The following is a 10,307-nucleotide window of genomic DNA, read 5'->3' as shown; positions in this document are numbered from 1 at the left end:
GTCTTCGCCAAGATTCGTGGTTCTACTGTTAGAAAAAGGCGAATAAGAATATAGCATACATAGAATAAGGGAATGCAGTACAGATCAGTATACAAGCATTTCCTTGCTATTAATATGTTGTTTTTCAAGTATATTTTTATTTCTATAGAACGTTGGGTTTAACTGTATAAAATATTATACTTAAAAAAGTATTGCTATTTTTGAAAGCGCTTACTATAATAAAGGTACAGAGATTTACAAAATCTTAATATAAGGATAAAGGAGGAAATAAAATGGAAATCGCAATGGCAGTTTTAAAATTTGTAGGTGGAATCATTCCATTAGTACAAGAACTTTTAAAAGTAGTAATGTAAGTTCATTATTCCGCAATTATTTGTAAAAATTATCATACAAATGATCTGTATATCAAAGATAAATTGATGTGCGGATCATTTGTGTGAGCAATCTTTAAATAAGAAAAAGAATCCCAAAAGGAATAAGGGATTCTTTTTCTTTTATGTATTTATTCTGAGTTTTTATTCTCGAATACTACATTATTCCTTGTACAACAGATAAACAAGGAAAAGCAAAAGTTTCTCATTAATTATATTTTATCTTTATATATAAGTAAATAAATATAATTGATATTTTTTATGCAATATTACATGTCGAAAAGCATTGCTAATTTTGTTATTTCAATATACAATATAAATAATTAAATATTCAGAAAATAAAGAGGGAGGTAATTTTTATGGCAACAGCAACGGCAATTTTAACATTTTTAGGTGCGGTACTTCCATTAGTAACAACTTTGTTAAAAGCATTTATGTAATGTAATATTTTTACAATTATTTTTAATAAAATTTATATAAATGATTCATATATTGAAGATATATTCGATATATGGGTCATTTGTATGGGTTTTATTAGATAAATTAAAATGTGAAATGAAAAAGACTAACTCTTTTAAATAAAGAGTTAGTCTTTTTTGTTATTGATAATGTTATAGTTTATTGTGCTTGTGTTTTGAAAACTACCCAGTGTGGATTTGGGTTTTCATCATTTATATCACCTGTTTCAGGATATCTAAGTGAACCATATTCTGAATATCCTGTTCTAGCTCTATATGTTTCTGCAGCTTCATGTTCTGCCCAAAATTGGTCAGGAGGAGATGTCCATTTATCACAAACTGTAATGTATGAATAAACAGTTTGTCCATCAGCACAAGCTGTTGTATATGCTTCAGTTTTATTAGCCCAAATTTGTGCAAAACTACTACCTTCATAATTTGTTCCTGTATTACAATTATAAAAGTGTGTTGTACTTCCTCTTACAAAGGCATCTGTTTGTAAACGCTCAATATCTTTTTTGTGTAGGTGATGAGGATATTTTATGCCTTCAGAAGGTGAATACTTAGGTCCGAAATCAACATATCCTTTATGACCATGACCAAACCATGAAAAATCTATAATTTTATTTAAACGTTTTCCTGTACCATCAATAGATTGTGTATTAATATAATTAATTAATTGGTCTTTACCTTTTACAATTACAACATCTGAAGCCCAAAGTGCTGCTGTTTCTTTAAAATGTTCAATATCTTTTGATGAATATAGATCTCCTTCAATAACCCAAGTGACGTGAGTGGCATGATTATCATATTTTTGTTTAAGATCTCTAATTTTTTTGATTGCTGGTTCAATAAAGTTATATTTCCAACGACCATCTTCTTCATTTCCTTCTTTTGCTGATACTACAATACATTCGTATTGATTGAGTTCTTCTTTAAAAATTTTATATCCTGAATCTCTTCCTGATTTGATATCTTTATCAATTCCAATAGAGCCATTTCCACTTCCGATTGCATATTCTTTAATTTGATCAAACGCCCAATTTTTTGGTAATGGGAATCCTAGGTTTCCACTAAAACCAGTAGACATGCCGGAGACGAAGCTATATGTTGCGTATTCTTTTTCTGATATTTGGATACATACATTTCGTGAACCGTATACTCCAATTTTATAATAATTATCTAATGTCTTCATTTTTTCGTTAATTGCTTGGAAGTGTGGTAAAACTTTATCTTTAATTTCTTCATCATTTGCATCAAAATCTACTGCGAAATAGATAGTAGTACCGTATGGGAATCCATGATTTAGAGCAGCTAGAAAAGCATCCATTGCATCATCTTTACCTTGAGCAGCATTAAAATAGTTTTTATCTCCACCGTTTGTTTGATAGATAGGGAAGATACTAAGGCCAGCTCTAAAAATATTATGCATTTCTCCAGGTTGAATTTTTTTATTTTTAGCATTTGTTATTTTAGCATTAGTTAAATAACGGCCGACGGTCTCATAACCGGCTGCGATTAATGTTTTTGCTCGTTCAGGAGTAATTTCTGTAATACAATCACAAGCTTTTCCCTGACGTTCTGGATCTCCTGTACTTACTAACAGAGAAGCCCACGTTTGAAAATCAGAGGCTCCACTTACGTTTAATAATGCGAACTTCTGAAATTCTTTTAATTTTGTGGTTACGGAAGATGAAAATTTGCCATCAAATGGTACATCATAACCATTGAAATTAAGAGCTGCTTGGAATAGACTGACGAAAGTACCTGTTGATCCTTCTTTTAATACTACTTTTTTAATCAAATCTTGCGTTGTATCGCCAAAACGACCATTTGCAATACCATCTTGTAATCCTTCTTCATATTGAATTGCAAACATTAAGGCTTTTTGTACATCGCGTGAATAATGGCCATCACAAGGCATATAGTAAAAATCAGTGCGATTGATATATTTGCTGTTTAACCATTGTTGGATACTTCGAATTTTCGAACTACCATTATTAACTAACACATAAGCATCCATTGTTAATAGTGCTTTAAATAGTTTAGGAGTGATTGCGCCATCATTTGGTGTACACCCTAAATCTTTTTGCATGGAAGAAACAGCGGCTTGTGTACCGGGTCCATATGTCCCTGTAATGCCACCTGGTCCATAACCTTTACAATATAAAGCACTTTGAATAATCTTTACAATATTTGCATTTGTATTAGATGTTGTACTAATTGGACATTTTTTGGCTAAATTTTGTAAAGTTCCTTCTCTAAAAGAATTTGATGTCTCTGTAATTCCAAGCTCTAATTGTAAGGCGTGTGTTAATGCCCACATTGTGGACCAACCTGTTTTTCCGGTTACTTTAATTTCAGTATAACCAGTTCTACCTTTATAGGTGCTGTTTACCCATTCCTGCGCTTTTGCTACCATTTGATCCATGTTTATTACCCTCTTTTCGATTTTTTTATATATAGATTAAATAATTGTATAATCTATATGTTGAGAGGAATCTATGTTGTTCTTCTTGTAATAATCTTACTGTTATATTTGATATAAAAAGTCCCCTTTTTTCTCAGGATTTTGTCGATATGTTTATAAATTTTATTTTACATTATATGTTAATTTTCTTGTATTAATATATAATGTTTTTGTAGATTTATTTAAAATATATGAGGTATTTAAAAGGAGAATAGATATGAAAATATTACAAAGTAAAACTACTTGTGTTGCAATTGGTGCTAATATTATTTTTTGTATAGCTCTATATATATATTATATTTTAGATGAAGAATATATTAATATTACCCCTGGTGGAACATCTGATGAAGATATTTATCGCAATTTTATATATTTATCTTTTGCTTTAATTACTCCATTAGTTATTTCTATTGTATTTTCAATTATCGCTTTATATAAAGAGGACACTTCCCCAAAAATATTATTTTCTAATTTATTATTTTCCATGATATTTTTAACGTTATTTGGAAGTTCATTTGTCTGTACTATTGTTTTAGATTTTTAAATTTCTATTAAAGGGGAATCGCCAGCATTTTGGAAATGATTTGCTGAGTCCTGGCGTTTATGCCGCGAAAGTTCCTTGACGATGAGGGGAACCCTCATGCAAACTCGCCAGAGGTGGCCCCAGAAGGGCGGTTTTTGCCCGCTGGGGTTGGCTTTGGGAGTTTGAGGGTTCGGAGGCTCGTGGTCAAGGGAACCGTGGAATAAAAAGCGAGGACGGACCCCAGGACAGGGCAAAGACCTCTTCGCCAAGATTCGTGGTTCTACTGTTAGAAAAAGGCGAATAAGAATATAGCATACATAGAATAAGGGAATGCAGTACAGATCAGTATACAAGCATTCCCTTGTTATTATTATGTTATTTTTACCATATAATGATAACCCGAATAAAATAATGATTATTTTGGTTCTTTCAATTCTGGTGAAATATATAGTGATTATGTTTTTAAGTTGAAATTAGTACGAGACTTTTTTTTAAAAAAAGTGTCGAAATTATAAGAATTTTGTGATTTTTTGTTGATTTATGTTATTTTTAATGTTAAACTCATAACAACAAAGAAAGAGTAAACGAAAACCCTTAGCGATTAAATTTTCAGAATTTTTAGTTTTGTCGGTTGGTTTGCTCCATGTGATTTATATGTTTGTGTATTGCTTTTCGACTCTTTCTTTGTTTTACCCTATAAAAGAAAACAACCTGTTTATATTCAAGTTGTTTTCTTTTGTAAAAAATTGATTTGTTGTTTTTATATTGGTTGGGATTATTATTTTAAAAGTTATTATGGTTTATAAGGGGGTATTAGCTAATAGATTGGACATCTAATGTGGAGTTTATATTGCAATGGAGTGAATCCAGAGAGGAGTGAAAACTAAGAAATTTGGATATCAGTTTTTTTAATCTTGAAAAAGGAAGAATAGAAATATAGTGGACATACAATTACAATAAGGGAATGCAGTATAAATCAGTATACATGCATTCCCTTTTTATGAATATGTTACGTTTTTAATATAGAAAAAGTAAAAAGAAACATCTATTTATAGATGCTTCTTTTTTAGTCAGTTTGAATTGGGATATCTTCAACAAAATGCAAATTTTGTTGAAGATATTACTTTTACTTTACGTTAAGAAGTTGCGATAAATGGTATGTAATGATTTTTATGGAACTTTGTTTTAGATAATAAATAAAGTTCCATAAACGATTGTTTTCTTTTTTTATGTTGAAATCCTTTTTATATCAAGGGTTACAGATTTAGCATAAGGAATCCGGGGAATATTGGTGCTATCCCTTAATAGATTTTTTATTATTTATTCCCATTTGACGCATCCTGTTGGGGAACCATATAACTGACACTTAAGATCATCCCAAAAACCGTATTGTGCAATTTCAGCATTTTTTGTATTGACTTCATTCGTACTTGCACTAGCTGTAACTCCCCCACTAAATAACATTAATACTGATGCTGCACTTAAAGCTAATGATTTAAACATAAAATTACCTCTTTTCTGATTTTTTAGATTACAATAAAATTCTAAACTATTTAACTCGATATGTAAATAATGTAAATAAAAGTTATAAAAAGGATATTTTTGAACATTGTTTTTTTGTGAAAATAAGGGTGTTGTAACACCCTCAAATAAAAAAATTTTATATTTTATAGTTTTATAGAAGAGTTTTTTATAAATTTAATTAAATGTAAAATATATCCAGTACATTATCTTTTTCCTCTTTATTGATACCTATATATTTAAGTGTGATTTGTGGAGTACTATGATTAAGTATTTCTTGTAACATGGCTATATCTTTTGTTTGTTTATAGAACCAATAGCCGAAGGTTTTACGCATTGTATGGGTTCCAATAGATTCTATACCGGCGAAATCTCCGGCTTTTTGCAATTGTCGATAAGCCTGAACTTTACTAATGGATTGATCTCCTTTTCGAGAAGGAAATAACCAGGTACTTTTTAATGTTTGGGCATAGGAATAGACTTCATCAAAAATAGAAGTGAGATTAATCATGCGTTCTTTCTTTGTTTTTCCTTCTTTGATTTTGAATTCTTTTCTTTTTTTTCGCTTTAGTTTTAATATGGTTTGCGTTTCGATTTGGAGTAGATCGCTGACACGTAGCCCTGTATTGATTCCAATTATGAATAAAATATAGTCACGTTCTGAACAATGACGTTTAAGAGCCCATTTCATATTTTCGATCTGTTCTTTGCTTCGGATAGGTTGGACATCAATGAGATGTGGTTTTTTAATCATGTGTTTTGACCTCTTTATTTATAGTGTTTTGAATGTATACTTTCGTTATGTATTTTGAGGATATCAGGGGAATTGGGATGAAGTCAATGTTTAAGGGGATTTGAATGTAAACTAATATTCAAAAGTTTACATTAGTAACTTTCTAGATTTCAAACAAAAACAAGCCCATTAATTAATAAGACTAATGGGCTTGTTTATTATTTTTATGTTAGGACATTAATTTTTTAATAAATTAATGAATTAATGATTTATCATCAGTTTATTAATAATTTACTTTCAAGTAGCTTGTAAGTTCTCTGTGATAGTAATTTGCTCCCCAACCTCCATTTACATGCACATCATATAAACCTGTTGAAAGACCTCTTGTTGGGAAACTAACATTAAAACTCCCTCCATCTACACCAAAATATCTATCCTCACGGGCAACAACGTTACCACCTTGAGTCACTAATTCGATAGCAACATTTCCTGCACTAGTCCATCCGCTTACATCAATACTAGTAGCATTTCTAGAATATACATTTGCATCAGTGCTGAAACCCATGTTACCACTACCTTTTGAACCCATTGCAAATGCATCAGAAGTACCAAAAAGAAGGCCACTTGATAAAATAATTCCTGATAAGATTGTTTTTCCTAGTTTTTTCATTTGTTTCATCCTCTCTCAAATTGTTATATCCATCTATTATTCTACCAAAAAATAGATTATTTTACCAATAAAATGAAAAATATGTATAATTACATATTTTTCAAGTCAAAAAACGAAAGCAAACTAATATATTAAAGTTTACATATTTTGCAATACGAGAAAGCCCATGCAGAACTTTAGTCTGTCTTTAGGCATGGGAGTTGGATTTTGAGGGGGGCTGAGGATGGTTTCTCCAGTGGGTTTGGGCGAAGTCCAAGGTATTAGCTTCCCCAAAAAAGGAGGAGTTTTTTGGAAAGATGAGATTCGACAAGTTATTGATTTAGAGAAGTAGAATACATCCGGTTATGAAGAATTCAAAAAAACATTGATAGACAAATATGGAATTGAAGTAAAAGAAAGAGGAGCAAACATTAATTTCAAACATCTGGATATATAGATGTTTATGCGAAGGAAAACGTTAGGTTTAGCATATGAAAGGGGTACGATAGAAAATGAGTTTGCAAGAAAAATTGAGCGAAGCTAAGAGCGAGGACATGGCCGCGCAGCAATTATTGGTGAAGGTTTATTGAAGGAAACGGAAAAATTGAACGAGATAAAGGATCACATGGAGATAGAAATCAACAGTATGAGCGAAGAAGAAAAAATGACGAAGAAGTCGAAGAAAACAGCAATCGAATGATCTCGAACGCTAGAAAAGATATTTGGATTAATAATTGGTTAGATGTGGTTTAAATATGATCTAGGAACGGCTGTGTTTGTTGTTCCAGTTTATATCAGTATAAAATCTTTGTTGAACTTTGTTGGGATTTCAATACCTTAAGAGACAGAAGAAACTTTTATGTAGAAAATTGTGGTAGAATAAAAAAAGAAACCTTGCGGTAACAAGGTTTCTTTTCAAAAAATCCTAGACAGGAATAAAATAATCTATGTGTATTTTAACATGAAATTTGTATTTTGAAAATGGAATATGTATACACTTTTTTAGTTTCTCGTTTTTCTGTTTAGGAAGTAGGAGGAGAAACAGTGAGTAAAGTAGTAGATTTTGGACAAGCTGAAAAAAAAGCAAAAGAAAGAGATAGTAAGATTGATAGTATTTATGATCAGTTGCAATCTGGTGGTTATTCAGAAGAAGAGAAAATGATGCTTTTGCAGTTACTAAGTAAGGCTACTGGCGGAGAAGAATATTTCATAGGCAAGAAGAAAAAGCCTACGGATAGGGTGAAGTTTGTGCAGATTATTATGGATAATTATAATTACTTGACTAAAATCAACTATCTAACTAATGCGGAAAAGGCTTTTTTGATGGATTTAGTACCTTATATAGAATTTAAAACTAATATTCTTGTAGAACGGGCGAATGAAGAAAATGAATTTGATTCGGATAGTGCTACACCAAGTTATTTAGCTAAAGAATTAAAAAGAGATCGTTCAAAGATTTCAAAGATGATGAATATATTAATGAAAAAGGGGATTTTGGCAGTTGCTGAAACAGGCACTACCACAGAAGATGGGCGAATTTGTACGAGTCGCACATGGTTTGTAAATCCTAACATTATGTGTTGTAGTCCAAAAGATGGAGTGGATAAAGCAACTCAAAAAATTTTCAAAAAGGCTCTTAGGAACTTTCTTGATGAAAACGGAAAGAAACATAAATTACCAATTTATCTATTTTAGATGTCGATTTTTTTATTGACATCTTTTTTTTTATATGATTTTCCATTTTTTAGGTGTGTCTTTTTAGCAACACAGGTGTGTCTTTTTGGCAACACCCTACCTTTAATAAACCCTTGATATTACTGGTTTTTTTTATTTCTTCTATCTCACTCTTATATATAGTGCTAAAAGTTCCACAAGGAACGGGTAGTATTTTCCTCCGCCTTGCTTTAGAAAATCTCCACCCTTTCCGCTTTGCTACATCCTTGCAAAACTTTTTTCGGCTCGAATTTGGGTGGAACCAAGCCGACACATCCAAAAGCAATTTTCCTAGATTATCGGCTTGAATTTGCTATTATACGAGCCGAATCGCTAGTGCTTTCGAATTATAATTTCACTTACCATATGAATAGATACGTAGTACGTGGGGTTTCGCCCCCACACGACGAACCAGCCTCAACCCCAAAAGCAAACGAAAACCTTCATTTAAAACTGTTTATTTTGCTTTTTAAGCGTTTATTTTTGTTTCTACGACGAATAGTATTATTTTAGATTTATATTCTTTAAAACGGATTTTGAAGCGTCTGAATAATATCTCGTATTTTGTTGTTTCTTGTTTCTAAATTATAATCTTGTGTTTATTTATTTTAGATGGATTTCTTTTAGTATTTTAAAGTAATGTTTGATTACAATTTATAAAAAATATGTTGTCTACAGCAGGTGCACATTTAATGCTATGAAGGGTACCTTGTGTACACCTCAACTCTACTTTTAACAAAAAAATACGTGTAATTGGAAAATTTTGAGTCGACCGTGAGTGCACATCCTGGAAATTTTCGTGTACCCACGTTTAAGCTAGGCTTTGCCTAGCCCCAACCCCTAGTTGGGCTCAAAAACCCCTTATGCTCTTCTCTCTTTTTTGATTCAGAATTTCCAATTTTATAGAGTAGTTCGTTTTTTAGTCAAAAATTATTATGTTAAAAAACAAAATGTTAATTTATTTGTATGCTTTTTATTGATTGATTTAAGTGAAGTGGGTATTAAAGAAGAAAAAAGAGATTAAAACTACCTATTTCGTAAGTACAAGATCTAATGAATATTGTGAATGAAGAATTAGGTTTAATTTAACTTGAGTTTATTTAAAGTGTTAAGATAAAGGAGTTATAACTGTTATAACAAATTTGAAATATTGAAAAGGAGGTTATGACTATTATGACACCTATTATTTATGAAAATGTATCTCAGGTTGCAAAAAGATTAAAAATATCACCTTCTACGGTTAAAAAATATTATTTACTAATTGAGAGTTATAACTGTTATGCCTTTAAAAGAGACGAACGAGAACGAGTTATTTTCGATGATTATGATGTTAAGTTATTACAAAGATTAGTAGAGTTAAAAAGTATGCCACAAGTTACATTGGAAGATGCTTGTAAATTGCTTTTAAAAGAAGAAGGATTAACAATTAATAATACAGATATGACTGTTATAACTTCTGGATCTGATGATTTAAAAGAAGTATTGAGAGAATTAAAAGCTACAGTAGAGTTACAACAAAAACAATTACAGAATCAAAATGAGCAAATAGCTAAACTAACAAATTTATTGGAATCTCAACAAAAGTTATTGGCTCATTCTAATACTATAGAAAAACAACAGGTTACTGATCGGGATAAAGCTGTTATGACTGTTATGCGAGAACTTCAAGAAGTAAAACAGATAGTTGCAGCAAGTAATGAAAAGAAATGGTATCAATTTTGGAAGTGATTTGCTGAGTCCTGGCGTTTATGCCGCGAAAGTTCTTTGACGAGGACGGACCCCAGGACAGGGCAAAGACCAATGTCTTCGCCAAGATTCGTGGTTCTACTGTTAGAAAAAGGCGAATAAGAATATAGCATACATAGAATA

Annotated in this window: 7 protein-coding genes; 3 read left to right on the top strand and 4 right to left on the bottom strand. The window is 31.2% G+C overall.

The features are described from left to right. Window positions 1–989: 989 nt before the first annotated feature. Window positions 990–3,260, bottom strand: coding sequence for a glycoside hydrolase domain-containing protein (locus AZF08_RS19355; protein WP_082793727.1), 2,271 nt, complete (start codon window positions 3,258–3,260; stop codon window positions 990–992). Between the two features lie 256 nt (window positions 3,261–3,516). Here AZF08_RS19355 and AZF08_RS19350 point away from each other — a divergent pair, with 256 nt between their 5' ends. Then, window positions 3,517–3,843 (top strand): hypothetical protein, encoded by a 327-nt coding sequence (locus AZF08_RS19350; protein ID WP_033679000.1) that lies wholly within the window; start codon window positions 3,517–3,519, stop codon window positions 3,841–3,843. Between the two features lie 1,299 nt (window positions 3,844–5,142). On the opposite strand, the gene AZF08_RS19345 is transcribed toward AZF08_RS19350, so the two are convergent. From AZF08_RS19345 to AZF08_RS19335, 3 genes are all read right to left on the bottom strand, one after another. Then, entirely contained in the window at window positions 5,143–5,325 is a 183-nt protein-coding gene (locus AZF08_RS19345) for a hypothetical protein (RefSeq protein ID WP_033678999.1), read from the bottom strand. A gap of 199 nt (window positions 5,326–5,524) precedes the next feature. Beyond that, entirely contained in the window at window positions 5,525–6,097 is a 573-nt protein-coding gene (locus AZF08_RS19340) for a tyrosine-type recombinase/integrase (protein ID WP_033678998.1), read from the bottom strand. A gap of 262 nt (window positions 6,098–6,359) precedes the next feature. After that, complete coding sequence (locus AZF08_RS19335) at window positions 6,360–6,746, bottom strand: hypothetical protein (protein WP_033678997.1); 387 nt, start codon at window positions 6,744–6,746, stop codon at window positions 6,360–6,362. A 1,023-nt stretch (window positions 6,747–7,769) separates the two neighbouring features. On the opposite strand from AZF08_RS19335, the gene AZF08_RS19330 reads away from it, so the two are divergent. Both AZF08_RS19330 and AZF08_RS19325 read left to right on the top strand, forming a co-directional pair. Further along, the gene (locus AZF08_RS19330; RefSeq protein ID WP_033678996.1) at window positions 7,770–8,420 is read left to right on the top strand and encodes a hypothetical protein; all 651 of its coding nucleotides are present in this window, start codon (window positions 7,770–7,772) and stop codon (window positions 8,418–8,420) included. A 1,191-nt stretch (window positions 8,421–9,611) separates the two neighbouring features. Then, the gene (locus tag AZF08_RS19325; protein ID WP_033678995.1) at window positions 9,612–10,166 is read left to right on the top strand and encodes a DUF3967 domain-containing protein; all 555 of its coding nucleotides are present in this window, start codon (window positions 9,612–9,614) and stop codon (window positions 10,164–10,166) included. The last annotated feature ends 141 nt before the right edge of the window (window positions 10,167–10,307 follow it).

The organism is Bacillus gaemokensis (genome assembly GCF_001590835.1).
Classification (GTDB): domain Bacteria; phylum Bacillota; class Bacilli; order Bacillales; family Bacillaceae_G; genus Bacillus_A; species Bacillus_A gaemokensis.
This window is presented reverse-complemented; position numbering and strand designations above follow the sequence as displayed.